Below are 26,829 nucleotides of genomic sequence, written 5' to 3' on the forward strand. Positions count from 1 at the left end.
TGTCGATCCGTTAGTGAGGTTCACCTAACCTAAACGCCGACGTCGTCGGCGGCGGGTACTGCGAGGGGGCAGAGGTACCGGCCCCACTCCCTTGACCAGAAGAACGCCTGTGCTCGCCACCTTTCTGATCGGCCTGCGCGAAGGGCTCGAAGCAGCCCTCGTCGTCGCCATCCTCGTCGCCTACCTCAGCCGCATCGGCCGCCGCGACGTGCTGCCGCGACTGTGGACGGGCATCGCCCTCGCGATCGCGCTCGCACTCGGCATCGGCGCGATCCTCACCTTCGGCGCGTACGCCCTGACGTTCGAGGCGCAGGAGCTCATCGGCGGGCTGCTGTCCCTTCTCACCGTCGCGATGGTCACCTGGATGATCTTCTGGATGCAGAAGACCGCGCGCACCATAAAGCGCTCACTCGAAGGCGGCATCGACCGCGCACTGACCGTCGGCGGAGCCTGGGCGATCGTCGCGATCGGCTTCGTCTCGGTCGCGCGCGAGGGCATCGAGACGACGCTGCTGCTGTGGTCGATGGTGCAGTCCTTCGGCGACGCCCCGTCGGCCCTCCTCGGGGCGCTGTTGGGACTCCTGACATCCGTCGCCCTCGGCTGGGCACTCGCCCGCGGCATGGTGCGCATCGACCTGCGCGTGTTCTTCGCCTGGACGGGTGCCTTCCTCGTGCTCGTCGCCGCCGGCGTGCTCGCGTACGCGATCCACGACCTGCAGGAGGCGGGAGCCCTCCCCGGGCCGTTCACCGCCGACGCGCCGATCGACCCGGCCACCGGCGCCGTCGCTGTCGGCTGGGCCGCCTTCCCGTTCGGGTGGGCCTTCGACATGACCGCCGCGATCCCGCCCGGATCGCCGCTCGCCGCCATCCTGCAGGCCACCGTCGGCTTCATGCCGCAGATGTCGTGGCTGCAGGTGATCGCCTGGGTGGTCTACCTCCTCGTCGTCGGCACCGTCTTCGTGCGCGGGCTGCGGCGCCGGCCGCCGGCCCCGGCCGGAGCGACGGACGACGTGGATGCCGAGGCATCCGTCGCCCCTTCCCGCTCCCCCTCGACCGGCCACCCCACCACCGATTCCCCCTCCACCGACCAGGAGGCGCCCGCCGCCTCGGCCGCCCACCCGCAAGGAGCCTGATGATCCGCCCCCGCCTGCTCGCCGCCACGGCCGCGACCGCGCTCGCCGCACTCGCCCTCTCCGGCTGCGTCGCCAAGACCGATGCCGCCGCCTCGGGCTCGCTCACGGTGACCTCGACGGACACCTCCTGCGACGTCTCGGCGGCGACCGCCACGAGCGGCACGCTCACCTTCGACGTGACCAACCAGAGCTCCGACGTGAGCGAGTTCTACCTGCTCGCCGAGGATGGGCTGCGCATCGTCGGCGAGGTCGAGAACATCGCCCCCGGCGCCTCGCGCACGCTCACCGTCGTCGCGCAGCCGGGCGACTACTACACGCTCTGCAAGCCCGGCATGGTCGGCGAGGGCGTCGGCAAGGCCTCCTTCGCGGTCTCGGGCGAGAAGGTCGCCGCGACCGGCGACGACGCCGAGCAGAAGCAGAAGGCCGTCGACCTCTACGCCGCGTTCGTCAAAGACCAGGTCGAGCAGCTCGTGCCCGCCGTCGACAGCTTCGTCGCGGCGTACGAGTCGGGCGACGACGACGCGGCGAAGGCGCAGTTCCCCACCACCCGCGCCTTCTACGAGCGCATCGAGCCGGTGGCCGAGTCGCTCGGCGACCTCGACCCGCGCATCGACTACCGCGAGGTGGATGCCGTGGCCGAAGGCCTCGAGTGGACCGGCTTCCACCGCATCGAGAAGGACCTCTGGGTGCCCGCGCAAGATGCGCTCAACTCCGACGGCGTGACGCCGGCCTGGCAGAACTGGCAGCCGTCGACACCCGCCGAGCGCGCCGCCTACGGCGACCAGCTGATCGCCGACGTCGCGGAGCTCAACGACTACGTGCACTCGGACGCCTTCACCGAGGCCCTCGACGCGCAGGGGATCGGCGGCGTCTCCAACGGCGCCATCGGCCTGCTCGACGAGGTCGCGACCGGCAAGATCTCCGGCGAGGAGGACTGGTGGTCGGGCACCGACCTGTGGGACTTCGCGGCGAACGTCGAGGGCTCCGAGATGGCGTTCTCGCTCGTCCAGGATTTCGCCTCGTCGTCGGGCTCGGAGGGCGCCGCTCTCGTGAAGCAGATCCAGACCGGCTACGACGACCTCGACGCGTCGCTCGCACAGCACGGTTCGCTCGAGTCCGGGTTCGTGAACTACCGCGAACTCACCGAGGCCGACAAGCGCGAGTTCACCGACCTCATCAACGCGCTCGCCGAGCCGCTGTCGAAGCTCACGTCGACCATCCTGGAGTGATGATGACCACGGACGACGACGCCCTCCCCGACGCGCCGGCGGGCGCGGAGACCCCGCCGGCCGGCGGGTTCTCCGGTGCCGAGGTCCGCGGCGGCGAGGCGCGCGGCGGCCTCAGCCGGCGCGGGCTCATCGGGCTCGCCGCGGGGATCGGCGCCGCCGGCCTCGCCGTAGGGGCGGGCGCGGGGTCGGCCGCCGGCGTCGCCGTCGGCCGAGCGCGGGTGGGCGCCTCCGAGGCATCCGTGCACCCGTTCTTCGGCGTGCACCAGGCGGGCATCACGACGCCGGTGCAGGATCACCTGCACTTCGCGTCGTTCGACATGATGGCGCGCACGAACCGCGACGACCTGATCGAGCTGCTGCAGGACTGGACGTATGCCGCGGCGCGCATGAGTCAGGGGCTGGACGTCTCGGCGACGGGCGCGGTGGGTGGATCGCCCGAGGCGCCGCCCGACGACACGGGCGAAGCCCTGGGGCTCGCCGCCAACGGCCTGACGATCACGTTCGGGTTCGGGCCGACGCTGTTCCAGACCGGGGCGGGTGAGGACCGCTACGGCATCGCCGCGCAGCGCCCCGCGGCGCTCACCCCGCTCCCCGCGTTCCTCGGCGACGACCTCGATCCGCTCGCCTCGGGCGGCGACCTCGTGATCCAGGCGTGCGCCGACGACCCGCAGGTGGCGGTGCACGCGATCCGCAATCTCAGCCGGATCGCGTTCGGCCGGGCGCGGCTGCGCTGGTCGCAGCTCGGATTCGGCAAGACGTCGAAGACGACCGCCGACCAGGCCACGCCTCGGAACCTCTTCGGGTTCAAGGACGGCACCGCCAACATCCTCGCCGACGACACGGCCGCGCTCGACGCGCACGTCTGGGTCGGCAGCGGCGACGAGCCCGCGTGGATGACGGGGGGCTCGTACCTCGTCGCGCGCAAGATCGCGATGCTCATCGAGACCTGGGACCGCGTGCGGCTCGCCGAGCAGGAGCGGGTCACCGGTCGCGACAAGGCGATCGGGGCACCGCTGTCGGGCGGACAGGAGAACACCGCGCCCGACTTCGCGGCCACAGGCCCGGGCGGCGCGCCGGCCATCGACGCGCGCAGCCACGTGCGACTCGCGCACCCCGACCTCAACGGCGGTAATCGCATCCTCCGCCGCGGATACAACTACGTCGACGGCAACACCGGGCTCGGGCGCCTGGACGCCGGGCTGTTCTTCCTGTCGTACCAGCGCTCCCCCGACCAGTTCGTCGCGCTGCAGAAGGCCCTCGCCACCGACCTCCTCGCCGAGTACATCCGCCACATCGGCTCGGGCGTCTGGGCCGTGCCGCCGGGCGCCGCGGCCGGCTCGTACGTCGGTGCGGGGCTGTTCGACGCCTGAGGTCAGTCCGGGCCGGTCGGATGGCCGTCGCGACCTGCCTGCCGCCGCGCGGGGAGACTGAATTGTGCACACGAGAGCCCGGGCCGGCCCGGCCCAGGCGATTCGCGCGCATGCAGCTCGCGTCGATGCCGGCGTCCGTCAGCACCGTGCCGAGCTCGCGACGGGTGAGCCGGTTATCGCCGCGGAGCACCGGCCGCACAGCGGACTCGGCGCGGGCGAGCACGTCGTCGTCGATGCCGGCGCGGCGGTGCACACCGGCGGCCTGCCGGAGCTGCCGGCCCGCCGTGATGCCCAGCATCCATCCGAGGTCGCGCGGATCGAGGATGTGCACGGTTCCCCGCTGCGTCCACGACCGGATGGGCTCGCCGCGCTCGAAGGCCGCATCGACGTCGGCGAGTGCGGGCGATCCCGTCGAGCGGCCGGCCCCGCGTGCCGTTTGCAGGAGAATCGCGCGCACCGCCGCGCGCGTTCCACGTGTTTCCGCGGCTCGCACGCGCGAGTCGGCACAGAGTTCCTGCAAACGGCACCCGCACCGGCGGTCACGGCCGCCCAATAATCGACTCGTCCGGCGCGCGACGACGCGGGCCGGTGCTCGAAAAAGGGGCACGCGAGACACATACGGCATCCATCACCGTTCCCCGAGGTCGACTTCGCCGGCCTCGCCGCCTCGGTCGGCGCCCGCGGAGTGGTCGTCCGCAGCCTCGCCGACCTCGACGCGCTGGCCGAATGGGCGGCGGCCCCGGCATCCGACCGACCCTACCTCCTCCTCGACTGCCGAATCTCGGGGGAGGTCATCGCGCCGTATCAGCAGGAGATCATCCGCGTGAACTCCTGACGCCCGGCTTCTGCGGCGGCGCCGCCGCGCCGCGCACGGCGGGCGGGGAATGCCAGAGCCTGGCAGAACGCTGATCCTTGAGTCCACACTGAGCGTGAACAGGGAGGGATGCCATGGAAGGCCTCGAAGTCACGGTTCTGCTGGGCCTCGCGATCCTGGCCGGGACGGTGCTCGCGCCGCGCCTGCGGATCGCGACACCGCTCGTCCTCGTCGTGATCGGGCTGCTGCTCGGATTCGTCCCGGCACTGCGCGACATCCAGCTGCCGCCCGAGACCGTGCTGCTCCTCTTCCTGCCGGTCATGCTCTTCTGGGAGAGCCTCACGACCTCGTTGCGCGCGGTCCGGCAGTCGCTGCGGTACATCGTGCCGATGTCGACGCTTCTCGTCGTCGCGTCCGCGTTCACCGTGGCATGGATCGCGACGCTCTTCGGAGTGCCGTTCCATACGGCGCTCCTTCTCGGTGCCGCCGTCGCTCCGCCGGATGCCACGGCGGTCGCCGCCCTCGGGCGTCTGCTTCCTGAGCGGATGTTCATGAAGCTCAAGGCCGAGAGTCTGACAAACGACGGGACGGCGCTCGTGCTCTACTCGATCGCCCTCTCGCTCGCCCTCGGCGAGAACATCTCGGGATGGTCGATCACCGGGATGGTGGCCGTCTCCTACCTGGGCGGCGCCGCGGCCGGCATCGCCGTTGCAGCGCTCGTCTACCTGGCGCTGCGGCGCGCGCGCGACGCCCTCGTCATCAACACGACGCTTCTGCTTGTGCCGTTCGTCGCCTTCCTCCTCGCCGAGCTCGTCGGCGCCTCCGGCGTGCTGGCGGTCGTCTTCGCGGGTCTGATCGTGGCCTGGTCGCACGCGGGCATCACGACCGCGACGTCGCGGCGCCAGGCGCAGTTGGCATGGCCGTTCGGCGTGTATCTGCTCAACGGGGCGCTGTTCGTCCTCATCGGACTCGAGGTGCAGTACGTCGTGCACGACGTCCCGGCCCGGCAACTCGGCACGCTCGTGGCCATCACGATCGCGACGTGGATCGCACTGATCGTCGTCCGGTATGTGTTCCTGACCTTGTTCGCGCCATTCTCCCGGACCCCGCGAGACCCGCGGTTCGGCCACCACCACCGCGGACGCATCGTCAATACGTTCGCCGGGTTCCGCGGCGCCGTGTCGCTTGCGATCGCCCTGTCCGTTCCGCCATCCATCGAGGGCATCGGCGAACTCACCGGGCGCGACATCGTCGCGTTCGTGACGGGCGGGGTGATCCTCGTGAGCCTTCTCGTGCAGGGGACGCTGCTCCCCGCGATCGTGCGTTGGGCGCGCTTGCCGCAGGATGAGACCGCGGCCGAGGAGTACGAGCTTGCGCAGCGCACGATCACGGGTGCGACTGTCGCCGTGCTCGACGACCTCGCCGCCGAGCACGGCATCAGCGACGAGGTGCGCGACCGGATCCGCCGCGAGACCTACGAGTACCTCGAGCTCGCCAATGCACGCGCCTACGCCCGGCAGAGCCGCGCCGACGCGGCATCCATCTCCGAGCTCGAGAGCATGCTCTCTACCCCTGAGGCCGGGAACCACGCGGGCGCCGGGGACGACGCGGGCGCCGGGGACGACGCGGATGACGAGGGTGCCGCGGATGCCTCGTGGGCGCGCTCGACTGCGCCATCGAATTCCGTCGGGGGCGCGGCGATGCCCGCCCTGTCGGCCTCACCGCTCGAGATGATTGCGACGAGCGACGACATCGACCTGACTCAGCGCTCGCCCATCACCCGGTACGAGGAGGCGACGCGACTGCGCCTCGCCGTGCTCGAGCGCAAGCGCGCCGTGCTGCACCGGTTGCGGCGCGAGGGCACGATCGACGACCTCGTCGTCCGACGGATCGAGGACCACCTCGACATCGACGAGTTGCGCCTGCGTGGCGTGGACCCGCTCGAGTGAACCCGCCCGACGCGACCTACAGCAGCCAGGCGTCGAAGAAGACGGCGAGCTCCTGCACGCCGTTCACGCCGTCCAGGGGGAAGACACCGGCGACGTACTGGTCGGGGCGCACGACGACGACCGCCCCGTCTCGTGAGATGCCGCGTTCCGCATAGATGTCGGTCGCGTTCCAGCGGTTGGGCGCTGCGGCGAACACCTTCTCCCAGTCGGTGAGGTGCAGCGGGCCGGTGCGCGGGCGGAAGATCGCGGGGACGCGCGTGACGTCGATCTCGTCATAGCCTCCCGGGTAGATCACCTTCGCGTCGACCGTCGGCCTTCGCGTGGTGTCCGAGGTGCACGACGTTGCCGTCTGCGGCGCGCGTGACCGGCGCACTCTTGAATCGCTTGCCGATCGGGAATCCCGTCGCGCGCTCTTGATGCGCGGCGTCCGCGAGCCCGGTCACGACCGCGCCGAGCTTCCAGCCGAGGTTGAAGCCGTCCTGCATCGAGACGTTCATCCCCTGCCCGGCCTTGGCGCTGTGCGTGTGGCACGCATCGCCGATGAGGAAGACCCTCGGCAGGCGGTCGGTGCCGAGTCACACGTACGGGCACGACTGCGCCGCGGGAGCGTCGAGTTGTCGACGGAAGGCGACTGAAGGAGGGGTCCGTCGCGCGCGGAGTAGCGCCCGGGCGGGGCACGGTCAACCCGTTGGTGTGCACGCGCATGGGCTGATTGAATCGGGACATGACCTCCGCGCATCCGGCTCCCACCGCCGGCGCCGCGCCCACCCCGATCGCCTACGACCACGTCATCGTCGGAGGCGGGATGGTCGCCGACGCGGCGGCACGGGGCATCCGGGAGCGCGGCACCGCCGACGACACCGGCGCCGTGGTCGTCCTGCGCACGCGGGTCACCGCCCTCCGCCCCGACGCGCACGAGCTCGACACGGATGCCGGCGACACCTATCGCTACGGCACCGTCCTCATCGCGACCGGCGGCACCCCCGTCGCGCTGCCGATCGAGGGCGGGGGCGCGAGCGACCGGGTGCTCACCTTCCGCACCGCGGAGGACTATCGGCACCTCCGCGCCCTCGCCGCGCAGGCCGACCGCATCGCGGTGGTCGGGGGCGGCTACATCGGCAGCGAACTCGCCGCCGCGCTCGTGCAGCAGGGCGTCGACACCGTGCTCGTGCACAGCACGGCCACCCTCGGCGCCGACGTGTTCCCCGCGGATCTCGCCGACCATTTCGCCGGGATGTTCCGCGACGCCGGCGTCGAACTCGTCGGCGGCCACGAGGTGGTCGGCGGCGACGCCGGCGACGCGGGAGTGCGACTCGACCTCGAAGGCGGCGCGACGGTCGTCGCGGATGCCGTGGTCTCGGGCCTCGGCATCGAGGTGCAGACCGAGCTCGCCGAGTCCTCCGGCATCGCGACGGGCGACGGCATCGTCGTCGACGCCCACCTGCGCACCGATCGGGCCGACGTCTTCGCCGCCGGCGACGTGGCCGAATACCCCGACCGCATCCTCGGACGCCGCCGCGTCGAGCACGTCGACAACGCGGAGCAGATGGGCCGGCAGGCGGGTCGGAATCTCGCGGGCGCCGGCGAGGAGTACACCCACACGCCGTACTACTACTCCGTCGTGTTCGGCACCCGCTACGAGGCGGTCGGCACGCTCGACGGATCGCTCGAGACGGTCGAGGACTGGGTCGAGCCGCTCGAACGCGGCGTCGTCTACTACCTCGACGACGACCGCGTCGTCGGCGTGCTGCTGTGGAACATCGACGATCGAACGGATGCCGCGCGCGCCGTTCTCACCGAGGACGGACCCGTCGATCGCGATGCCCTCATCGATCGCATCCGCGAGGAGGCATCATGACCGACGACCAGTACGCCTTCGGCAACCCGGTCACGCGCTACCCTCGGGTCGAGCCGCCGCTCCAGCATCAGGACGAGCCGGCGGTGCAGGGCGTCATGACGCCCGTCCCCGACCTCGGCGAGCACACCTACCGGGGCTCCGGCCGGCTCGCGGGGCGGCGCGCGCTGATCACCGGCGGCGACTCCGGCATCGGCGGGGCGGCGGCGATCGCGTTCGCGCGCGAGGGCGCCGACGTCGCGATCGTGCACCGACCGGGCGAGGAACCGGACGCCGCGCACGTCCTCGGTCTCATCCGGGAGGCGGGGCGTCACGGCGTCGCGCTCGTGGCCGACCTCACCGACGCCGAGCGCTGCCGCACCGTCGTCGCCGACGCCGTCGCCGAGCTCGGCGGTCTCGACATCCTGGTCAACAACGCGGGCAAGCAGACCGCCGTGGCGAAGGTCGAAGATCTCAGCGACGAGCAGTTCGAGGCGACGTTCCGGACGAACGTGTTCGCCCCGTTCCGGCTGATCAAGGCCGCCCTCCCCCACCTGACGCCCGGGTCGACGATCATCAACACGGCCTCGCTCGAGGCGTACGTGCCCGCGCCCGATCGGCTGGACTACGCGGCGACGAAGGCCGCGATCAACAACCTCTCCAAGGGTCTCGCGCAGCAGCTGGCTCCCCGCGGCATCCGCGTCAACGTCGTCGCCCCCGGCCCGACCTGGACGGCCCTGCAGGTGTCGGACGGCGTCTCCGACGAGCAGATGACGCACTTCGACGACGAGAACGAGTACCGCCGCGCCGGCCAGCCCGCCGAGATCGCGCCGGCGTTCGTCTTCCTCGCCTCGGCCGAGTCGGGCTACGTCTCGGGCGAGACGCTCAACGTCAACGGCGGGATGGTCACCCCGTGATGACGCCCGACGCACCGGCATCCGATCTCACCGTCTACGCGCTGCACGCGCTCGGCGGCAGCGCGGCGGAGTTCCGCCCCGTCGCCGCGGCGCTGCGCCCCGGCATCCGACTCGTGCCGATCGACCTGCCCGGCTTCGGCGACGCCGTCGACCTGCCCGGGTACACGGTCGCCGAGATGGCCGATGTCGTCATCGACCGCATCCGCCGCGACGACTCCGCCCACGGCGGCCGCTGGCTGCTCCTCGGGCACAGCATGGGCGGCAAGGTCGCCTCGGTCGTCGCCCGGCGCGCGCTCGCCGGCGACGATCCCGTGTTCGGCTTCGCGGGCGTCGTGCTCGTGGCCGCCTCGCCGCCGACGCCCGAGCCGATGAGCGAGGACAAGCGGGCCGAGATGATCCGCTGGGCCCGCGACGGCTGGCTCGGCGAGAACGAGGCCCGCGCGTTCGTCGAGGCGAACACCGCCCTGCCGCTCGGCGGCGAGTGCGATGCGCGGACGATCGACGACCTGCGCCGAGCGGCACCGGATGCCTGGGTGCACTGGCTCGAGCACGGCAGCCGTGAAGACGTGTCGGCCGTCGTCGGCACCCTGGACGTGCCCGCGGTGATCGTCGCGGGCGAGGACGACGACGATCTCGGCGCCGACGCGCAGCCGCGTCTGCACGGCGACGTCTATCCGCGCGCCCGCCTCGTGCGCCTGCGCGAGACGGGTCACCTCGTGCCGCAGGAGCGGCCGGAGGAGGTCGCGGCGGCGATCGCCGCCCTGGCCGACGAGATCGAGGCGCACGCCCCCGCGGTGCCCGCCGACTGGGCGCGCCTCATCGCCTCCCCCGCTCTCACGCCGCGGGTGCGCGCGACGCTCGCCGCCCGGGCGATCGCCGACGACCCGGCCTACCGGCCGCGCGCGCTCACACCCGCGCAGCTCGAGACGCTGCGACGGTTCGCCGACCTCGTCGTGCCGCAATCGGACGCCCCGGCCGCCGGCCGCGGGCGCATCGACCTCGCCGCGCGCGTCGACCGGCAGCTCGCGGCGGGCGAGGGCGACGGATGGCGCCGCGCCGACCTCCCGCCCGACGCGGTCGCCGCGGGGCTCGCCCTCGACGCGCTCGCCGACGTCAACCTCGACGACGACGTCGTCGCCGCGCTCGTGTCGGGCCGCCTCGAGCTGCCCGGCTCGGCGCTCTCGCCCGCGCAGCTGCAGGCGTGGGCCGAAGACGCCCGGGTCGACCTCGTGCGCCATTGGCTCGCCCACCCGGCATCCCTCGCCCGCACCGGCAACGACAGCTTCGCCACGCGCGGGTTCCCCGAGCCTCGGGGGTTCACAATGCTCGCCGCCGGCCTCCGCGAGGCGTGGGAACCCGGCGGTCTCGGCGACGTCGACACCTCGCGCGACACCCTCCCCTCGGGCCCCGCCGCGTGACCGGCGACGGAAGCGGAGGCCCCACGAGCGCCCTCGCCCTCGACACCTCTCGCATGCGCCGATTCGAGCCGGGCGAGGAGGTCGACGTCGTCATCGTCGGCACCGGCGCCGGCGGCGCCCCGGTGCTCGCCGAACTCGCCGCGGCCGGCCTGCGCGTCGTGGCCCTGGAGGCGGGTCCGTTCTTCGACCCCGCCGATCACACGCCCGACGAGACCGACGCCGCCGAGATCAACTGGATGAGCGAGCGGCTCTCCGGCGGCGACGACCCGACCGCGTTCGGGCCGAACAACTCCGGCCGCGGCGTCGGCGGATCGACGCTGCACTGGGGCGCGTTCACCCCGCGCCCCGACGCGGGTCAGCTGCGCCTGCGCACCGAGACGGGTGAGGGTCGCGACTGGCCCTTCTCCCTCGAGGAGCTCCTCCCCTTCCTCGTCCGCGCGGAGCGCGATCTCGGCGTCAGCGGTCCCGCGGACTATCCCTGGGATCCCGCCCGCTCCTACGCCTACGCGGCGGCCGGCCGCAACGCCTCCGCGCAGCACATGGCGGACGGATGCCGCGTCCTCGGCATCCGCGCGACCGACGCGCCCGCCGCGGTCCTGACCCGCCCCCGCGAGCAGCACGGCATCCCGCGCGGCGCGTGCATCGCGTGCGGCACCTGCCACCAGGGCTGCCGCACCGGCGCGAAGGCGACGATGGGGACGACCTACCTCCCCGCGGCGATCGCGGCGGGCGCCGAGATCCGCGCCGAGGCGATGGTGCACACCGTCGACACCGATGCCGCGGGGCGGGTGAGCGCGGTCGTCTACCGCCAGGCCGGCCGCGATCTGCGCCAGCCGTGCCGCGCGCTCGTGCTGGCCGGGGGCGGTGTCGAGACGCCGCGCCTGCTGCTGGCGAACGACCTCGGCAACGCGAACGGGCAGGTCGGGCGGAACTTCCTCGCCCACCCGGCGACCCAGGTGTGGGGCACGTTCGACACGCAGCAGCGCGCCTACCGCGGGTATCCCTCCTCGCTCATCACCGAGGACTTCCTGCGTCCGCCCGGCGCCGACTTCGCCGGCGGCTACCTCATCCAGAGCCTCGGCGTCATGCCGCTCACGTTCGCGACGTCGCTCGTGCGCGGCGGCGGGCTGTGGGGCGCCGAGCTCATGGCAGCCCTCGAAGGCGCGCGGTACACGACCGGACTCGGCATCAACGGCGAGTGCCTGCCGCAGCGCGACAACGCGCTCGTCCTCTCCGGCGAGGTCGACGAGCACGGCATCCCGCGCGCCGAGGTGTCGTTCACCGCCGGGGCGAACGAGAAGGCGCTGATGCGGCACGCGACCGACGTCATGGTGCGGATCCTCGAGGCGGCGGGCGCCACGTCGACCCGCGTGCTCGACCGCACCGCGCACACGCTCGGCACCTGCCGGATGAGCGACGACCCGCAGGACGGCGTGGTGGATGCCTCGGGCCGCAGCCACGAGGTCGAGAACCTCTGGATCGTCGACAACTCGACCTTCCCGAGCGCCCTCGCCGCCAACCCCGCCCTCACCCAGGTCGCGCTCGCGCTGCGGAGCTCCCAGCACCTCCTCGCCGGACACTGACCGGCCCTGCCGGTCAGTGTCCGCTCGAGCGGGTCAGTGCCCCTCGAGCGCCTTCGGCGGCACGACCTGGCGGATCGTGAGCGCCGCCGTCACGACGGCGAGATGGCTGAGCGCCTGCGGCAGGTTGCCCCAGAACGACCCGTCGCGGGCCGAGATCATCTCGCTGTAGAGGCCGACGTCGTTCGACATGGCGACGAGTTCGTCCATCGCGGCGATCGCCTCGTCGTGCCGTCCCACGCACGCGAGCGCGCCGGCGCGCCAGAAGGCGGATGCCACGAACGTGTGCTCCTCGCGCTCCATGCCCGAGTACCGGTAGAGCAGCGCCCCGGCTCCGAGCTGCGCGGTGAGCGCGTCGATCGTCCGCGACATCCGTTCGCCGCGATCGAAACCGCTCTCGGCGTGCAGCAGCACCGAGGTGTCGAGCGCGGTCGATCCGGGCGCCATGACGTACGCGCCGAGATCCTCTGACCAGCATTCCTCGGCGACCCACGCGGCGATCCGGTCCCGCTCCACCTGCCACCGCTCCACGGCGCCGTCGGCGACCGGGATCGCGCCCGCCACGACGAGGTGCACCGCGTCGCGGAGGGCCTGCCAGCATCCCATCTTCGACGACGTGTAGTGCGCGAGCTCGGGCAGCTCCCACATGCCCGAGTCGCGGTTGCGCCACAGGTCGCACACGCGGTCGGCGAGCTCGGCCAGGAGGCGCGCGGTGCCCGGATCGAGCACGTTCCCGGCATCCGCGTAGGTCCGGCAGATCGCGAAGAGGTCGCCGTAGACGCCGAGCTGCAGCTGGTCGCTGGCCGGGTTGCCCGTGACGACGGGGCCGATCCCGGCCCATCCGGGCGCGTCGAAGAACTCCACGCCCTCCACCGGCTCGCCCCGGAGGGTGTACATGACGCGCAGGTCGCCGTCGGCGCGGATGGTCTTCACCATCCACGACAGCGCGGCGTGGGTCTCCTCGCGCAGACCGAAGCGCACGAGCGCGTGCGCCGTGTAGGCGAGGTCGCGCACCCAGGCGAAGCGGTAGTCCCAGTTCTTCCCGCCCGCGGGATTCTCCGGCAGCGACGTCGTCGCCGCGGCGGCGATGGCGCCCGTCGGGGCGTAGACGAGGAGTTTCAGGGCGAGGGCGCTGCGCTGCACGGCATCCTGCCACGGTCCGTCGTAGGAGAACTCCTTCGACCAGTCGCGCCAGCCCGCGATCGAGCGGTCGAGGCTCGCGCCCATGAGGCCCGGATCGGCCAGGTGCAGCGGCTCGTCGTCGTTCGCGATGATCGCGAGGATGTGCGTCGAGTCCGCCGCGGTCGTGAACGTGCCGCGCACGGCGGAGAGGAGAGAGGAAGTCGCGTCGGCGCGCGGCCGACCGACCTCCGAGCCGATGACCGCCAGCATCGTCGAGCCCACCTGCAGCAGGTGCACGCCGTCGTGCTTCTTGATCCACGGCGCCGCTGTCCGCAGACGCGTGCCCGGCCGCACCGCCCAGCGGAACCGGACCTCACCGCGCATGCCCGCGATCCGGCGCACGAGCTGCGCCCACGGCAACCGCCCGGCGACGCCCGTGACGAGCGCGTCGGTGACGGTCGCGACGCCGCCCGGCGTCGTGAAGGTGGTCTGCAGCACGTTCGTGCCGGGGAGGTACCGGCGGCGCACCGTGTACTCCCCGTCCGGGGCGAGTTCGATGCACCCGCCGTCGGCGTCGTCGACGATCCGGGCGAAGACCGGCGCCGAATCGAGGTTCGGCATCGGCATCCAGTCGATGCCCCCGTCCGCGGCGATCAGCGCGACCGTCCGGCCGTCGCCGACCGCCGCGTACGTGCGGAGGTCTTCTCGACCCGGGATCGTCATCGCGGGCTCGCGCGAACGGCGCGTCGCCGGGCTGCGCTCATGTGAGCGTCATGCCCCCGGTCACCGCGATGGTCTCGCCCACGACGTAGCTCGACTCCTGCGACGCGAGGAACACGTACGCGGGCGCGAGCTCGACGGGCTGACCGGCGCGCCCGATCGGGGTCTGCTCGCCGAAGTGCTCGATCTTCTCGTTCGGCACGAACGCGGGCTGCAGCGGCGTCCAGATCGGCCCCGGCGCGACGCCGTTGACCCGAATGCCCCGCTCGATGAGCTGCTGCGCGAGGGCGCGCGTCCAATTCGCGATGCCCGCCTTCGACACCGCGTACTCCGCGAGCGACGGCGACGGGTCGAAGCCCTGGATGGAGGAGGTCGTGATGATCGCCGCGCCGGGCTTCAGGTGCGGGGAGGCGGCCTTGGTCATCCAGAAGAGCGGATAGATGTTGACCTTTACGACGTGGTCGAGGGTCTTCGTCTCGAAGTCGTCGATGCTGTCGACGGTCGGCATCGTGCCGGCGTTGAGGACGAGGATGTCGAGCCCGCCGAGCTCCGCCGCCGCCTTCTCGACGACGTCGATGCTCACCTGCTCCTCCTGGATGTCACCCGGCAGGAGCACCGCTGCGCGGCCCTCGGCGCGGATGAGCTCCGCGACCTCCTCGGCCTGCTCCTGCTCCTCGGCGAGGTACGACAGGGCGACGTCGGCGCCCTCGCGGGCGTAGGCGATCGCGACGGCGCGGCCGATGCCCGAGTCCGCCCCGGTCACGAGCGCCTTCCGGCCGGGCAGCCGCCCGAAGCCGATGTAGGTCTTCTCGCCGTGATCGGGCGCGGGCGTCATCTCGTGGATGTCGCCCGGGGCATCCTGCTGCTGCGGCGGGAACGGCGGCCGCGGATACTGCGTCGTCGGATCCTGGGCCGTGTACATGTCGGTCACGAGGTGGCCGGCCTCCGGTTCTCGGCGCTCATCATCCAGGCGTACTGCTCGAGCTTCTCGATGATCTCGTGGAGGATGTCGGCGCTCGTCGGGTCTTCCTCGTCGACCTCGTCGTGCACGCCGCGGCAGGTGGCGACGGTGTCCTCCAGTCGCGCCGTGATGAGGTCGATGACCTCGGTCGTCGCGATCTCGCCCTGCGGGAACTCGGGCAGGGTGGTCGACTCGGCGACGGTGTCGCTGCGGCCGTCGGGCAGGGCGTGCAGCGCGCGCATGCGCTCGGCTATCGTGTCGCTGAACTCGCGCGCCGAGTCGATGATCTCGTCGAGCGCGAGGTGCGTGTCGCGGAAGTTCGTGCCGATGACGTTCCAGTGCGCCTGCTTGCCCTGCGAGGCGAGCTCGAGAAGGTCGACGAGCACCTTCTGCAGGTTCTCGCTCAGCTCCTTGGAGGCGGTGAAGCCGCTCTCGGCGTTCTGCTCGTTCGTCAGCCGTGCTCCGTGCGCGGGCTTGCGCTTGTTCTTGGTCGCTGTCGTAGATGCCATATTTCGATGCTACGGGGGCGGCCGCCGCGACGGACGGGGATTGCGCGCCCGGATCGTGCGTGGTACGCCCGCGGCTCCGGCCCGCTCGCCGGCGCCCTCTCCTCACCGCGGTGTGTCAGTCTGGGTGCATGCAGCGCGACGTGACCGCCCACCTCGAACTCTCCGTGACCGAGCCCGCCGACCTCGTCGTCGCGATCGCCGTGTCGACGCACTACCAGCCGAGCGACGAGGCGTTCACGGCGCTCCTCGACGGGGCGCCGGTCGCGGCGACCGAGTTCACCGACCACAGCGGCACGCGCTTCCAGCGGCTGCAGGTGGGCACGGGCTCACTCGTGATCGACTACCGCGCGCACATCGACGGCGAGGGCGCCGAAGCGCCGGGCGTGCCCTACGACCTCTTCTCCTCGCGGCTGCCGAGCCGCTACGTCGAGAGCGACGTGCTCTCCCCGACGGCCGCGGCGGAGTTCGCGGGGATCGACCCCGGCGCCGACCTCCTCGCGGCCGTCTCGTCCTGGGTCGGCACGCAGTTGAGCTACGTGCCCGGCGCCTCCGGCCCGACCGACGGCGCCGTGGAGACCCTGCTCAGGCGACAGGGCGTGTGCCGCGACTACGCGCACCTGTGCGCGGCGCTCCTGCGCGCCCGCGGCGTCGCCGCCCGCGTGGCCGCCGTCTACGCGCCGGGCCTCGCGCCGATGGAGTTCCACGCGGTGACCGAGGCGTGGATCGACGACGCGTGGCGCGTGGTGGATGCCACGGCGCTCGCGCCCCGGCAGAACCTCGTGCGCATCGCGACCGGTCGCGACGCCGCCGACACCGCCTTCCTCACTGTGCTGAGCGGCCGCACCGACCTCGACGTCATCGAGGTGACCGCCGTCGTCGACGAGCTCGCCCGCGACGACGTCACACAGCTCGTCTCGATCCGCTGACCGCGCCGGCGGCTGAGCGCGCCGACCGCACCGGCTCTCGCGCTCGGGCGCGCGTCGTGGCACGCTGGGGGCATGAAGGCCTGGATCGTGCGTTTCCTCTCGTTATACGTGTTCAACGTCGCCGTGCTGCTCGTGATCGGGTTGCTCACCCCGGCGCACGTCGGGTGGGCGGTGCTGTGGGCGTCGGTCATCCTGACGCTCGCGGAGCTGTTCGTGAAGCCGCTGCTGCAGGGCGCGTTCACGAAGTCGGCGGCGGAGTCGGCCGGTGACCGCACCCGCATCGGCGAGGCGCTCGTGCAGCTGCTGCTCGTGCTCGCCGTCGCGGCGATCATCTGGATCATCACGCTCGTGCTCACCGGCGTGAACGCCCGCGGCAGCTGGTTCTGGGCCTACGTCCTGCCGCCCGTCATCATCGCCATCGGCTGGGCGGTGTACGCCCGCATCGACGACCGCATCGAGGCGAGGGCGGGCGGATACTACGACCGCGCCACGGCGGGCATCCGCGGCGGCCGTGCCGGCGCCGACGCCACCGCATCCCCCGGAGCGGGCACGTCCGGCATCACGTCGGCGAGCGCCGCCGAGGCCGACGACGGGCTGACGCCGGAGCAGCGCAAGATGCTCGACGACCTCGGCAAGAGCTGACCGCGCCGGCAACCGGGGGCCGCCGCGCATGACGGCCCTGTAACAAAGGGACCCGCGCGACCCCGACGGCATCGGCGAGCGGGAATGATGGATGCTGCGGCATAAGTCCACAGCATCCGACGCGCCGCGCTCCCACACCCGGAAGGTCTCCGTCATGCCGCGCATCGCCCGTCCCGCCCGCCTCGCGATGGCCACCGCCGCCGTCGCCGCGCTCCTGGCCCTCGCCGGCTGCTCCGGCTCCGCCGACCCGGCCGCATCGAGCGCCGACCCGGCGGCCGACTTCGTCACGCCCGGCAAGCTCACGATCGCGACCGGCCAGACGGCCTACGAGCCCTACGTCTACGACGACGACCCGACGACCGGCAAGGGCTTCGAGTCGGCCGTCGCGTACGCCGTGGCCGAGAAGCTCGGTTTCGCCAAAGACGACGTCGTCTGGGTGCGCACGTCGTTCGAGGCGGCGATCGCGCCGGGGCCGAAGAACTTCGACTTCAACATCCAGCAGTACACGATCACCGACGAGCGCAAGCAGGCCGTCGACTTCTCGACGCCCTACTTCGAGGCGAGCCAGACGATCGTCGCGATCAAGGGCGGCAAGGCCGACGGCGTCACCGACCTCGCCGGCGCGAAGGGACTGCTGCTGGGCGCGATGGCCGGTTCGACGAGCGCCACCACGATCGACGAGGCGATCGCCCCGACGACTCCCGCCGCCCTGTTCGGCTCGAACGAAGACGCCCGCGCGGCCCTCGAGGCTGGCCAGATCGATGCGATGGTGCTCGACACCCCGACGGCCTACCTCGCCGCGAACTACTACATCGACGGCGGCTTCATGGTGGGCGAGCTGCCCGCGGCGGGGGTTCCCGACCAGTGGGGCCTCCTGCTGCAGAAGGACTCGCCGCTCACCGCCCGGGTCAGCAACGCGGTCGACACGCTGCGCGCCGACGGCACCCTCGACGCGCTCGAGAGGGAATGGCTGTCGGTGCTCACCGAGGGCGTGCCGCAGCTGAAGTGACCGTCCTGTCGAAGGCCGGGCCGAACTCGGCCGCCCGGCCCCGCTCGGGTAGCGTCGTCTCGTGAGTTCGCACACCCCGAGCGCCCTGGAGCTCGAACGGCGCGCCTACCGCCGCGGCCGCGAGCGACGCTCGGTGCTGGTCGCGATCGGGTCGACGCTCGTGTTCGCGGCGGTCGTGTGGGTGACGGTCGTGAACACTCCGGGCTGGACGAAGGTGCAGCAGACCTTCTTCGACCCCGCCACCGCGGTCGCGTCGCTGCCGAAGGTGTGGGACGGGTTCCTCGTGAACCTGCAGGTGCTCGCCCTCTCGGTCGTGACGGTCGCGGCGGTGGCCCTGCTGATCGCCTTCCTGCGGACGCTCCCGGGAGCGGTGTTCTTCCCCGTGCGGGTCGTCGCGGCCGCCTACACCGACCTGTTCCGCGGGTTCCCGTTCATCATCGTGCTCTACCTCGTCGGCTTCGGTCTGCCCACGATCACGAACACCCGCATCCCGGTCGTGCTGCTCGGCGTGCTCGCCGTCACCCTCACCTACTCGTCGTACGTCGCCGAGGTGATCCGTGCCGGCATCGACGCGGTGCACCCGTCGCAGCGGCTCGCGGCGCGCTCGCTCGGGCTCGGCTACGGGCAGACCCTCTGGCGGGTGGTGCTCCCCCAGGCCCTGCGCAAGATGACGCCGCCCCTCATGAACGACTTCGTCTCGATGCAGAAGGACGTCGGGCTCATCTCGATCCTCGGCGCCATCGATGCGATCGCCGCCGCGCGCTCGGCGAACGCCCTCAGCTACAACTTCACGCCGTACGTCGTCGCGGGCATCCTCTTCGTGCTGCTCGCGATCCCCACGATCCGGATCGCCGACTGGTACACGGCGCGGCTGCGCGAGCGCGAGCAGAGCGGAGCGATCCTGTGACCGCGGTGGGGCCGGGCGGTGTCCCGGCGCCGGTCGGCGCCCCGGTGCTCGCGGCGGAGGATGTCTGGAAGGCGTTCGGCGAGCGCGAGGTGCTGCGCGGGGTGTCGGTGTCGCTCGCCGCGCACGAGGTCGTCGCGCTCATCGGGGCATCCGGATCGGGCAAGTCCACGCTCCTCCGCTGCCTCGGCCTGCTCGAGCCGATCGACGACGGTCGCATCTTCCTCGGCGACGAGGACATCTCCGACCCGCGCGTCGACGGCAACCGGGTGCGCGCGCGGCTCGGCGCGGTGTTCCAGAGCTACAACCTCTTCCCGCATCTGACGGTGCTCGGCAACGTGACCCTCGCCTCGCGCGTCGTGCACAAGGTGCCGCGAAAGGATGCCGAGGCGCGCGCACTGGCGCTCCTCGAGCGCATCGGGCTCGCCGACTTCGCGAACGCCCACCCCGACCGCCTCTCCGGCGGGCAGCAGCAGCGCGTCGCGATCGTCCGCGCCATCGCGACCGACCCCGAGGTGCTGCTGCTCGACGAGATCACCTCGGCGCTCGACCCGGAACTCGTCGGCGAGGTGCTCGACCTCGTGCGCTCGCTCGCCGAGGGCGGCGCGACGATCCTCATGGCGACGCACGAGATGGCGTTCGCGCGTGACGTCGCCGATCGGGTGCTGTTCCTCGACGAGGGCGTCATCGTCGAGGAGGGCGCTCCCGCCCAGCTGTTCACGGCGCCCGCACATGCCCGCACGAAGGCTTTCCTCACCCGTTTCACCGCATAGCCGCGCGGCGTATGCTGTGCGCACGCCTCCCTCCGATGCCCTCCTCACGACTTGGCGCGCCGACCCTGTGACCCTCGTCGTCCTGGTCGCCGCGGCGATCGCCTACGCCCTCGGCATCCGTCGAGCCGCCCGTCACGGCGCCGTGTGGCCGCGTCGACGCACGGTGCTGTTCTTCGCCCTCGGCCTCGGCTCGTACGCGGTCGTCGAGCTGGGCTTCCTCGGCGCGTGGTCGGCGCAGCTGCGCTGGGCGTTCACGGCGCGCATCGCGCTGCTGCTCCTCGCCGTGCCCGCCCTCATCGCGCTCGGCAAGCCGGTCGAGCTTGCGCGGGCCGGCATGGGCGAGGCGGGGCGCGACCGGCTCGACGGCGTGCTGAGCGGGCGGACGGCCCGGATCCTCGGCAACGCGATGCTCTGGTTCATCGCCGAGGCGGCCGACGTTCCGGTGCTGATCCTGCTGCTCCTGCGGTGGGCGCGGCGCGACCGCGCCGAAGCGGCAGACTTCGACGCGCTCACCGACGCCGAGCACGACGCGCTCGTACAGGCGCACCTGCGCGGCGCGCGCGCCGGATCGGACGCCGCCCGCTGACGCTCAGGCGCGGATCGTGCGCTCCGCCGCCTCGACGACGTTCGTCATCAGGAGCGCCACCGTCATCGGGCCGACGCCCCCGGGATTCGGCGACAGCCAGCCGGCCACCTCTTCGACGCCCGGGGCGATGTCGCCGTAGACCTTCGACTTGCCGGTCTCGGGATCGATCTCGCGGGTCACCCCGACATCGAGCACGGCGGCGCCGGGCTTGACGTCCTCGGGTCGCACGAGGTGCTTCACGCCCGCCGCGCCCACGATGACGTCGGCCTGCCGCAGGTAGGCGGGCAGGTCGCGCGTGCCGGTGTGGGTGAGGGTCACGGTCGCGTTGACGTCGCGGCGGGTGAGCAGCAGCCCGATCGAGCGCCCGATCGTCACGCCCCGGCCGACGACGACCACATGCGTGCCCGCGAGCGCGTAGCCGTTGCGCTCGAGCAGCTCGATCACGGCGCGGGGCGTGCACGGCAGCGGAGAGATGATCTCGTCGTTGACGTTCAGCACGAGCTTGCCGAGGTTCGTGGGATGCAGGCCGTCGGCATCCTTCGCCGGGTCGATCCGCTCGAGGATCCGGTCGGTGTCGAGGTGTCGCGGCAGCGGCAGCTGCACGATGTAGCCGTGGCAGGTCTCATCGGCGTTGAGCCGGTCGATCTCCGCCTCGACGTCCGCCTGCGTGGCATCCGCCGGCAGCTCGACCTGGATCGAGTTCATGCCGATCGCTTCGGACTGCTTGTGCTTCATGCCGACGTACAGCTGGGATGCCGGGTCGGCGCCCACGAGCACCGTCGCGATGCCCGGGGTCACTCCCTGCGCCTTGAGCTTCGCGACGCGCTCGGCGAGCTCCGCCTTGATCGCCGCGGCGGTGGCGCGCCCGTCCAGGACGGTCGCGGTCACTGCGTGAGCCCCGGGTAGAGCGGGAACGCGGCGGTCAGGGCGGCAACGCGCGTGCGCAGCTGCTCGAAGTCGGCGCCGTCCGCACCGCCCACGAGGGCGAGGGCGATGATGTCGGCGACCTCGGTGAACTCGGCGTCGCCGAAGCCGCGGGTCGCGAGCGCGGGCGTGCCGATGCGCAGGCCCGAGGTCACCATCGGCGGCCGCGGGTCGTTCGGCACGGCGTTGCGGTTCACGGTGATGTGGATCTCGTGCAGCAGATCCTCGGCCTGCTTGCCGTCGATCGCGGCGTCGCGGAGGTCGACGAGCACGAGGTGCACGTCGGTGCCGCCCGAGCGCACCGAGATGCCGGCGCCGGCGACGTCGGGCTGCGAGAGCCGCTCGGCGAGGATCGCGGCACCCCGCACGGTGCGCTCCTGGCGCTCACGGAACTCCGGCGTCGCGGCGAGCTTGAACGCGGTCGCCTTGGCGGCGATCACGTGCATGAGCGGGCCGCCCTGCTGACCCGGGAAGACCGCGGTGTTGATCTTCTTCGCGATGTCGGCGTCGTTCGTGAGGATGAAGCCCGAACGCGGACCGCCGATCGTCTTGTGCACGGTCGAGGACACCACGTCGGCGTAGGGAACGGGCGACGGGTGCAGGCCCGCAGCGACGAGCCCGGCGAAGTGCGCCATGTCGACCCAGAGGAGCGCGCCGACCTTGTCGGCGATCTCGCGGAACCGCGCGAAGTCGAGCTGGCGCGGGTAGGCCGACCAGCCCGCGATGATGACCTTGGGCGAGTGCTCGACGGCGAGGCGCTCGACCTCGTCCATGTCGATGATCGAGGTCTCGGGGTCGACGCCGTACGCGACGATGTTGTAGAGCCGGCCGGAGAAGTTGATCTTCATGCCGTGGGTGAGGTGTCCGCCCTGGTCGAGCGAGAGGCCGAGCAGAGTGTCGCCCGGGCGAGCGATCGCGTGCAGCACGGCGGCGTTGGCGGATGCCCCGGAGTGCGGCTGCACGTTCGCGAACTCGGCGCCGAAGAGCGCCTTCGCGCGCTCGATCGCGAGCTCCTCGGCGACGTCGACCTCTTCGCAGCCGCCGTAGTAGCGACGGCCCGGGTAGCCCTCGGCGTACTTGTTGGTCAGCACCGACCCCTGCGACTGCAGCACCGAGACGGGCACGAAGTTCTCCGACGCGATCATCTCGAGGTAGCCGCGCTGGCGGTCGAGTTCGCGCTCGAGCACCTGGGCGATCTCGGGGTCGACCTCGGCGAGCGGGGCGTTGAAGTACGGGTCGGTCATAGTCGTCTCCTGTCGGCTGGATGATCTCGGTGCACCGTCGCTGCGCGACGGCACTCGATCAGCGAGCAGCCCGACCCAGGCGAACGGTCGATTGCCATGTGGTCGCTCCCCGGTGGTGGCCCACCTCAACGCCAGTCGCGACACAGCGAGCATATCCGACCGGGCCCCGCGCCGCGCGAGCCGGCGGACCCCACCCGACCACTCGCGCGTGGTCGGCACCATCCCCGAGAATGGAGCATCGTGGCCCTTCCGTCCGTCGTTCCCGCCCCCGCCTCGATCGAGGCGGACGGCTCTGCGCCGTTCGCCCTGACGTGCGGGACCCCGATCGTGGCCGCGGCCGAGATCGCGGATGCCACGGAGGCGCTGCAGTCCCTCATCGAAACCCGCACCGGTCTGCGTCTCGACACCCGAGAGCCCGCCGACAGCGCCGCCGACGCCCGCGCGATCGTGCTGGAGATCGCCGGCGACGGCGCGGCCGAGTCGTACCGGCTCGACGTGACCGAGGCATCCGTCATCGTCAGCGGCACCGACGCCGCCGGCCTCTTCTCCGGTGTGCAGACGCTCGACCAGCTCGTCGAGCCCGCGCCCGGCGGCTGGCAGATCCCCGCGGTCCGGATCGTCGACGCCCCGCGCTTCGCATACCGCGGTGTCATGCTCGACGTCGCCCGGCACTTCCACGACGTGGCGACGGTGAAGGCGTACATCGACCGCACCTCGGCCCTGAAGTTCACCCACCTGCACCTGCACCTGACCGACGACCAGGGGTGGCGGCTGCAACTGGACTCGCGGCCGCTGCTGACCGAGAAGGCGTCGGCGACCTCGGTGGGCGGCGACCCGGGCGGCTTCTCCACGCAGGACGACTACCGCGAGGTCATCGACGACGCGGGCGCCCGCCACATGACCGTGGTGCCCGAGATCGACCTGCCCGGGCACACCCACGCCGTCTCGCTCGCCTACCCCGAGCTGTCCGAGGAGCCGGTGCTGAGCGACCACATCCGCGAGATCGTGCGCGACTACGGCGGCGAGCTGCCGGTGAACCGGGTGCCCTACGACGGCATGGCGGTCGGGTTCTCGTCGCTGAAGATCCGCGACGAGGCGACTTACGAGTTCCTCGCCGACGTGCTCGGCGAGGTCGCCCGCCTCACCCCCGGCCCCTACCTGCACATCGGCGGCGACGAGACACTCGGCACCTCGGCCGAGGACTACGACTACTTCATCGGCCGGGTCAGCCGGCTCGCCGCCAGCCTCGGCAAGACGCCGGTCGCGTGGCACGAGGCCGGCACGGCGACCGACCTCGAACCGACCACCGTCGGGCAGTTCTGGGGTTACGTCGAGCCGATCGACGGCATGGATGCCAAGGCGCGCGGCTTCACCGCGGTCGGGTCGGATCAGGGGAAGCTCATCGATACCCTCGCGTTCCCGCGCGCGGCGGCGGCGGCGGAGGCCGCGTGGTCCCCCGCGGCCGGGGCGAGCGAGCTGCGCACGTGGGAGTCGTTCGCCGCACGCGTCGGCGCTCTCGCGCCGCTGTGGACGAGCCAGGGCATCGGGTTCACCCCGCTCGACGGCATTCCGTGGGCGGTCGAGGTGGCCGCCGGCGCCGATCGAGGCGACGCATGACCACCGTCATCCACTCCGCGCGCCTCGTCGACGGCGGCGAGGTGACGGACGACGCCTGGGTCGCCTTCGCCGACGGCGTGGTGCTGCACGCGGGCACCGGCGACGAGTGGCGGGCGCTGCCCGCCGGCGACGCGATCGACGCGGCCGGCGCGTACCTCACGCCCGGGTTCGTCGACATCCACGGGCACGGGGGCGGCGGCGGCACGTACGATCACGGGCTGGATGCCATCGCGGCGGCCCGCGCCGTGCACCTCGCGCGCGGCACGACGCGCGCGGTGCTCTCGCTCGTGACGGCGTCGATCGACGATCTGGCCGCGCAGGTCGGGATGATCGCCGACCTCTCCGAACGCGACGCGACGATCCTCGGCACGCACCTGGAGGGCCCCTTCCTCGACCCCGGGCACAAGGGCGCGCACACCGAGAGCCTGCTGCGGGCCCCCGACGAGGCCGCCGTCGCGCGCCTGGTCGAGGCCGGCCGCGGCACCGTCCGGCAGGTGACCCTCGCACCCGAGCTCCCCGGCGGGCTCGCCGCCACGGCGCAGTTCGTCGCCGCGGGCGTCGCCGTCGCGGTCGGTCACACGAACGCGACCGAGGCCGAGGCATCCGCCGCGTTCGATGCGGGCGCGACACTGCTCACGCACGCGTTCAACGCGATGCCCGGCATCCATCACCGTGCTCCCGGGCCCGTGGTCGCGGCGATGCGCGACGAGCGGGTGACGCTCGAGCTGATCGCCGACGGCATCCACGTGCACCCCGACGTGATCGCCCTCCCCTTCGCGGGCGCACCGGGGCGCATCGCGCTGATCACCGACGCGATGGGTGCCGCGGGGGAGCCCGACGGGGCGTACGAACTCGGCGGCCTCGCCGTGACCGTGACCGACGGCGTCGCGCGCCTCGACGAGGGCGGCGCGATCGCCGGATCGACGCTGACGCAGGATGCCGCGTTGCGCCTCGTCGTCGCGGGCGGACTCCCCCTCGCCGACGCGGTCGCCGCGCTCACGAGCGTGCCCGCGCGGGCGATCGGTCTGGCCGGGCGCTACGGGAGCCTCCGCCCCGGCGCCGCCGCGGACGCGGTGCTGCTCGACGACGCCCTGCAGGTGGCCGGGGTCTGGGTCGACGGCGCGCGGGTCTGAGGCGAGGCCCGTGCGCTGACCGGCGACGGGATGTGAGCACCGCGGCGCGCGCCTGGTCGACGGCCCGGACCGACCGGTACGGGTGCGAGCGGGGCGGCGGCCCCCACCGCTCGCACCGCTCTCGTCCCCCGGCGGTCCCTTCTGCTACCGTGCCCGTGTTGCCGGGCCGGCGCGGCCCTCCGTGCGCGACCCTCCCCAGGGGCGCGCACGGAGAACCGTCTGCCCATGAGATGCCGCAGCGCGGATTCCATGACGCGGTTTTCGGGATTTCTTTTCGGGTGGCGCCGGGGCGCCGCCCGGCCCGGTCGTTTTCCGGGCGCGACCTGGGAGAATGAGGAAAGCGCGTCATGATCGCGCCCGTCGGGCGTCTCATGATCGATCCCCGTCCTCGAACCAGGACCCGCATGGACGACCCCGATCAGTCGCACGCCGACACCGACGGCCTCGCCGACGCCGAGCTCGTGCAGCGCACCCGCTCGGGCGATCGGGGCGCATTCGGCGAGCTCTGGCGTCGGCACTACCGGTCGGGCATCGCCGTGGCATCCTCGATCACGTCGCGGTTCGACCCCGACGACCTCGTGCAGGAGGCGTACGCGCGCATCTTCCAGGCGATCGAGCGCGGCGGCGGGCCGACCGGATCGTTCCGCGCGTACCTCTTCACGAGCATCCGTCACACCGCGGCCGGCTGGGGGCGCCGCGACCGCGAGGTGCCGATCGACGAGGTCGAGGCGATCGCCGACCCGGATGCCGAGGCGCACGCCACCGACGAGGCGCTCGATCGCAGCCTCACCGCGCAGGCGTATCGCAGCCTGCCCACACGCTGGCAGGAGGTGCTCTGGTACACCGAGATCGAGCAGATGAAGCCGGCCGCGGTGGCGCCGCTGCTCGGCATGAACGCGACCGCGGTCGCCCAGCTCGCGTTCCGCGCACGCGAGGGGCTGCGCGAGGCGTGGATCCAGGCGCACCTGCGCTCGGCACCCGAGGGATCGGCGTGCCGCTGGACGATCGAGCGGCTGGGCGCCTACGCCCGCGGCAACCTGGGGCGGCGCGACACCGGGAAGGTCGACGCGCACCTCGCGGAATGCGCGCGGTGCGCCATCGTCGCCGCCGAGGCGAAGGACGTCTCGCGGCGCCTTGCGCTCGTGCTGCTCCCCCTCACAATCGGTGCGGGCGGCGCGACCGCCTACCTCGCGACGCTGCAGGGCAGCGCGGCGCCCGTCGTCGCGCTCGCGGCCGGCGCGTCGGGCACCGTGCCCGGCGCGGTGTCGATGGCGGGCGTCGGTTCTGGGGGCGCTGGCACGGGTGGCGCGGGTGGTTCCGGTGGTGTGGCCGGCTCGGGTGGTGCGAGTGGTTCCGGTGGCACGGGTGGTTCCGGAGGCGCGGCCGGCTCGGGTGGTGCGAGTGGTTCCGGTGGCGCGGGTGGTTCCGGAGGCGCGGGTGCTGCGGGGGGCGGCTCCGCGGCGGCCGGCGGCGCGGGCGCGAGCGGTGCGGCGGCGGGCGCGGGCGCGGGTGCGGG

At 72.5% G+C, this 26,829-nt stretch carries 22 protein-coding genes, 4 pseudogenes and 1 riboswitch; of the genes and pseudogenes, 19 read left to right on the forward strand and 7 right to left on the reverse strand.

All coding sequences use genetic code 11. From position 1 onward, the window contains the following. Positions 1-109: 109 nt before the first annotated feature. The 3 genes from efeU to efeB are packed head-to-tail and all read left to right on the forward strand — an operon-like array spanning position 110 to position 3,731. Positions 110-1,132 carry an iron uptake transporter permease EfeU gene (gene efeU, locus LOK55_RS02010; RefSeq protein WP_229934013.1) on the forward strand — a complete coding sequence of 341 codons (1,023 nt, stop codon included), beginning with the start codon at positions 110-112 and terminating at the stop codon, positions 1,130-1,132. Further along, complete coding sequence (gene efeO, locus LOK55_RS02015) at positions 1,132-2,361, forward strand: iron uptake system protein EfeO (protein ID WP_229934014.1); 1,230 nt, start codon at positions 1,132-1,134, stop codon at positions 2,359-2,361. The genes efeU and efeO overlap by 1 nt, the downstream gene beginning before the upstream one ends. After that, a complete protein-coding gene (efeB, locus tag LOK55_RS02020) occupies positions 2,361-3,731 on the forward strand; it encodes an iron uptake transporter deferrochelatase/peroxidase subunit (protein WP_374107598.1) in 1,371 nt (456 codons plus the stop codon). The genes efeO and efeB overlap by 1 nt, the downstream gene beginning before the upstream one ends. A gap of 145 nt (positions 3,732-3,876) precedes the next feature. On the opposite strand, the pseudogene LOK55_RS14365 reads toward efeB, so the two are convergent. Next, positions 3,877-4,356 (reverse strand): annotated as a pseudogene (locus tag LOK55_RS14365) (DNA glycosylase AlkZ-like family protein); the annotation flags it as partial. Here LOK55_RS14365 and LOK55_RS02030 point away from each other — a divergent pair. Beyond that, positions 4,351-4,566: pseudogene (locus tag LOK55_RS02030) on the forward strand (thiamine pyrophosphate-binding protein); the annotation flags it as partial. The pseudogenes LOK55_RS14365 and LOK55_RS02030 sit on opposite strands and share 6 nt — an antisense overlap. Before the next feature lie 113 nt (positions 4,567-4,679). Beyond that, positions 4,680-6,494, forward strand: a complete 1,815-nt coding sequence (locus tag LOK55_RS02035) for a Na+/H+ antiporter (protein WP_229934016.1) — start codon at positions 4,680-4,682, stop codon at positions 6,492-6,494. Positions 6,495-6,510: 16 nt separating this feature from the next. Here the strand turns inward: LOK55_RS02035 and LOK55_RS02040 are convergent. Beyond that, positions 6,511-7,057, reverse strand: a pseudogene (locus tag LOK55_RS02040) (FAD-dependent monooxygenase); the annotation flags it as partial. A 161-nt stretch (positions 7,058-7,218) separates the two neighbouring features. Between LOK55_RS02040 and LOK55_RS02045 the strand changes: the two are divergent. From LOK55_RS02045 to LOK55_RS14370, 5 genes are all read left to right on the forward strand, one after another. Continuing rightward, on the forward strand, positions 7,219-8,352 hold the full coding sequence (locus LOK55_RS02045) for an NAD(P)/FAD-dependent oxidoreductase (RefSeq protein ID WP_229934017.1): 1,134 nt from the start codon (positions 7,219-7,221) through the stop codon (positions 8,350-8,352). Then, entirely contained in the window at positions 8,349-9,245 is an 897-nt protein-coding gene (locus tag LOK55_RS02050) for an SDR family oxidoreductase (RefSeq protein ID WP_141378897.1), read from the forward strand. The genes LOK55_RS02045 and LOK55_RS02050 overlap by 4 nt, the downstream gene beginning before the upstream one ends. Further along, positions 9,245-10,663: an alpha/beta fold hydrolase gene (locus tag LOK55_RS02055; protein ID WP_229934051.1), complete on the forward strand. Its 1,419-nt coding sequence runs from the start codon at positions 9,245-9,247 to the stop codon at positions 10,661-10,663. The genes LOK55_RS02050 and LOK55_RS02055 overlap by 1 nt, the downstream gene beginning before the upstream one ends. A 53-nt stretch (positions 10,664-10,716) precedes the next feature. Then, a complete protein-coding gene (locus LOK55_RS02060) occupies positions 10,717-12,246 on the forward strand; it encodes a GMC family oxidoreductase (protein ID WP_229934018.1) in 1,530 nt (509 codons plus the stop codon). 187 nt (positions 12,247-12,433) lie between these two features. After that, entirely contained in the window at positions 12,434-12,562 is a 129-nt protein-coding gene (locus LOK55_RS14370) for a Vmc-like lipoprotein signal peptide domain-containing protein (protein WP_374107602.1), read from the forward strand. A 101-nt stretch (positions 12,563-12,663) separates the two neighbouring features. Here LOK55_RS14370 and LOK55_RS02065 read toward each other — a convergent pair. From LOK55_RS02065 to LOK55_RS02075, 3 genes and pseudogenes are all read right to left on the reverse strand, one after another. Continuing rightward, positions 12,664-14,088, reverse strand: a pseudogene (locus LOK55_RS02065) (glycoside hydrolase family 15 protein); the annotation flags it as partial. Positions 14,089-14,125: 37 nt separating this feature from the next. Further along, on the reverse strand, positions 14,126-15,007 hold the full coding sequence (locus LOK55_RS02070; protein ID WP_196384752.1) for an SDR family oxidoreductase: 882 nt from the start codon (positions 15,005-15,007) through the stop codon (positions 14,126-14,128). Between the two features lie 5 nt (positions 15,008-15,012). Next, the gene (locus tag LOK55_RS02075) at positions 15,013-15,555 is read right to left on the reverse strand and encodes a Dps family protein (RefSeq protein WP_196324820.1); all 543 of its coding nucleotides are present in this window, start codon (positions 15,553-15,555) and stop codon (positions 15,013-15,015) included. Positions 15,556-15,683: 128 nt separating this feature from the next. Between LOK55_RS02075 and LOK55_RS02080 the strand changes: the two genes are divergently transcribed. The 6 genes from LOK55_RS02080 to LOK55_RS02105 all read left to right on the forward strand — a co-directional run bounded on the left by LOK55_RS02080 (position 15,684) and on the right by LOK55_RS02105 (position 20,395). Then, positions 15,684-16,481, forward strand: coding sequence for a transglutaminase family protein (locus LOK55_RS02080; RefSeq protein ID WP_229934020.1), 798 nt, complete (start codon positions 15,684-15,686; stop codon positions 16,479-16,481). Positions 16,482-16,553: 72 nt separating this feature from the next. Then, entirely contained in the window at positions 16,554-17,123 is a 570-nt protein-coding gene (locus LOK55_RS02085) for a hypothetical protein (protein WP_229934021.1), read from the forward strand. 154 nt (positions 17,124-17,277) lie between these two features. Beyond that, positions 17,278-18,132 (forward strand): transporter substrate-binding domain-containing protein, encoded by an 855-nt coding sequence (locus tag LOK55_RS02090; protein ID WP_229934022.1) that lies wholly within the window; start codon positions 17,278-17,280, stop codon positions 18,130-18,132. A gap of 61 nt (positions 18,133-18,193) precedes the next feature. Beyond that, a complete protein-coding gene (locus LOK55_RS02095; protein ID WP_229934023.1) occupies positions 18,194-19,039 on the forward strand; it encodes an amino acid ABC transporter permease in 846 nt (281 codons plus the stop codon). Positions 19,040-19,083: 44 nt separating this feature from the next. Beyond that, positions 19,084-19,809, forward strand: a complete 726-nt coding sequence (locus LOK55_RS02100) for an amino acid ABC transporter ATP-binding protein (RefSeq protein WP_229934052.1) — start codon at positions 19,084-19,086, stop codon at positions 19,807-19,809. A gap of 16 nt (positions 19,810-19,825) precedes the next feature. Further along, entirely contained in the window at positions 19,826-20,395 is a 570-nt protein-coding gene (locus tag LOK55_RS02105; protein ID WP_229934024.1) for a cytochrome c oxidase assembly protein, read from the forward strand. A gap of 3 nt (positions 20,396-20,398) precedes the next feature. Here LOK55_RS02105 and LOK55_RS02110 read toward each other — a convergent pair whose 3' ends face one another. Both LOK55_RS02110 and glyA read right to left on the reverse strand, forming a co-directional pair. Beyond that, entirely contained in the window at positions 20,399-21,283 is an 885-nt protein-coding gene (locus tag LOK55_RS02110; protein WP_229934025.1) for a bifunctional methylenetetrahydrofolate dehydrogenase/methenyltetrahydrofolate cyclohydrolase, read from the reverse strand. Beyond that, on the reverse strand, positions 21,280-22,563 hold the full coding sequence (gene glyA, locus LOK55_RS02115) for a serine hydroxymethyltransferase (RefSeq protein WP_196324825.1): 1,284 nt from the start codon (positions 22,561-22,563) through the stop codon (positions 21,280-21,282). The genes LOK55_RS02110 and glyA overlap by 4 nt, the downstream gene beginning before the upstream one ends. A 66-nt stretch (positions 22,564-22,629) precedes the next feature. Further along, positions 22,630-22,712, reverse strand: a riboswitch (ZMP/ZTP riboswitch). Between the two features lie 91 nt (positions 22,713-22,803). On the opposite strand from glyA, the gene LOK55_RS02120 reads away from it, so the two are divergent. The 3 genes from LOK55_RS02120 to LOK55_RS02130 all read left to right on the forward strand — a co-directional run. Next, complete coding sequence (locus LOK55_RS02120; RefSeq protein WP_229934026.1) at positions 22,804-24,180, forward strand: beta-N-acetylhexosaminidase; 1,377 nt, start codon at positions 22,804-22,806, stop codon at positions 24,178-24,180. Further along, a complete protein-coding gene (gene nagA / locus LOK55_RS02125; protein WP_229934027.1) occupies positions 24,177-25,313 on the forward strand; it encodes an N-acetylglucosamine-6-phosphate deacetylase in 1,137 nt (378 codons plus the stop codon). The genes LOK55_RS02120 and nagA overlap by 4 nt, the downstream gene beginning before the upstream one ends. Before the next feature lie 404 nt (positions 25,314-25,717). Continuing rightward, positions 25,718-26,829, forward strand: a 1,112-nt coding sequence (locus LOK55_RS02130; protein WP_229934028.1) for a sigma-70 family RNA polymerase sigma factor, incomplete at its 3' end; no start/stop codon positions are given.

This window comes from Microbacterium sp. F2E (assembly GCF_020905435.1).
Classification (GTDB): domain Bacteria; phylum Actinomycetota; class Actinomycetes; order Actinomycetales; family Microbacteriaceae; genus Microbacterium; species Microbacterium lacticum.

What these genes read in the sequence shown, in the direction of transcription:
- LOK55_RS02075 (WP_196324820.1), bottom strand. Translation starts at nt 15,555, where the DNA reads ATGGCATCTACGACAGCGACCAAGAACAAGCGCAAGCCCGCGCACGGA.
- LOK55_RS02080 (WP_229934020.1), top strand. Translation starts at nt 15,684, where the DNA reads ATGCAGCGCGACGTGACCGCCCACCTCGAACTCTCCGTGACCGAGCCC.
- LOK55_RS02085 (WP_229934021.1), top strand. Translation starts at nt 16,554, where the DNA reads ATGAAGGCCTGGATCGTGCGTTTCCTCTCGTTATACGTGTTCAACGTC.
- LOK55_RS02045 (WP_229934017.1), top strand. Translation starts at nt 7,219, where the DNA reads ATGACCTCCGCGCATCCGGCTCCCACCGCCGGCGCCGCGCCCACCCCG.
- LOK55_RS02035 (WP_229934016.1), top strand. Translation starts at nt 4,680, where the DNA reads ATGGAAGGCCTCGAAGTCACGGTTCTGCTGGGCCTCGCGATCCTGGCC.
- LOK55_RS02055 (WP_229934051.1), top strand. Translation starts at nt 9,245, where the DNA reads ATGACGCCCGACGCACCGGCATCCGATCTCACCGTCTACGCGCTGCAC.
- LOK55_RS02050 (WP_141378897.1), top strand. Translation starts at nt 8,349, where the DNA reads ATGACCGACGACCAGTACGCCTTCGGCAACCCGGTCACGCGCTACCCT.
- nagA (WP_229934027.1), top strand. Translation starts at nt 24,177, where the DNA reads ATGACCACCGTCATCCACTCCGCGCGCCTCGTCGACGGCGGCGAGGTG.
- efeB (WP_374107598.1), top strand. Translation starts at nt 2,361, where the DNA reads ATGATGACCACGGACGACGACGCCCTCCCCGACGCGCCGGCGGGCGCG.
- LOK55_RS14370 (WP_374107602.1), top strand. Translation starts at nt 12,434, where the DNA reads ATGGCGACGAGTTCGTCCATCGCGGCGATCGCCTCGTCGTGCCGTCCC.
- LOK55_RS02090 (WP_229934022.1), top strand. Translation starts at nt 17,278, where the DNA reads ATGCCGCGCATCGCCCGTCCCGCCCGCCTCGCGATGGCCACCGCCGCC.
- LOK55_RS02070 (WP_196384752.1), bottom strand. Translation starts at nt 15,007, where the DNA reads ATGTACACGGCCCAGGATCCGACGACGCAGTATCCGCGGCCGCCGTTC.
- LOK55_RS02060 (WP_229934018.1), top strand. Translation starts at nt 10,717, where the DNA reads ATGCGCCGATTCGAGCCGGGCGAGGAGGTCGACGTCGTCATCGTCGGC.
- efeO (WP_229934014.1), top strand. Translation starts at nt 1,132, where the DNA reads ATGATCCGCCCCCGCCTGCTCGCCGCCACGGCCGCGACCGCGCTCGCC.
- glyA (WP_196324825.1), bottom strand. Translation starts at nt 22,563, where the DNA reads ATGACCGACCCGTACTTCAACGCCCCGCTCGCCGAGGTCGACCCCGAG.